The organism is Paraclostridium dentum, assembly GCF_012922555.1.
Taxonomy (GTDB): Bacteria; Bacillota; Clostridia; order Peptostreptococcales; family Peptostreptococcaceae; genus Paraclostridium; species Paraclostridium dentum.
Window position 1 is genome coordinate 1 of the sequence record NZ_WIPK01000113.1, and the last position, 480, is coordinate 480.

Here is a 480-nt window from a genome sequence, read left to right on the forward strand (position 1 = left end):
GTCGCTCTCGAGGGCTTCGCGCATTTCTTCAAAGAGAACGCGCACGAGGAGCGCGAGCACGCCGAGAAGTTCATGTCGTTCCAGAACAAGAGAGGCGGCCGCATTTTCCTCCAGGACGTCAAGAAACCGGAGCGTGATGAGTGGGGCAGTGGACTGGAGGCCATGCAGTGTGCTCTGCAGTTGGAGAAGTCTGTGAACCAGGCTCTGCTGGACCTGCACAAACTCGCCTCTGATAAAGGAGATCCTCATCTGTGTGACTTCCTGGAGACTCACTACCTGAACGAGCAAGTGGAGGCCATCAAGAAACTGGGTGACCACATCACCAACCTCACCAAGATGGATGCTGGCAACAACCGCATGGCCGAGTACCTGTTTGATAAACACACCCTGGGCGGAAAGAGTTAAATTACCTCTAGCGCAGACTGTCTGATTTGTGTTCATGCAGAATTGAGCTTAAAGTTTAAGTTTCACTTCTCTAAA

At 52.1% G+C, this 480-nt stretch carries 1 protein-coding gene; it reads left to right on the top strand.

Annotated elements, in window-relative coordinates; all coding sequences use genetic code 11:
* A partial coding sequence (locus GFJ41_RS21080) for a ferritin family protein (RefSeq protein WP_170076014.1) occupies positions 1-405 on the top strand: 405 nt, incomplete at its 5' end.
* Between the last annotated feature and the right edge of the window lie 75 nt (positions 406-480).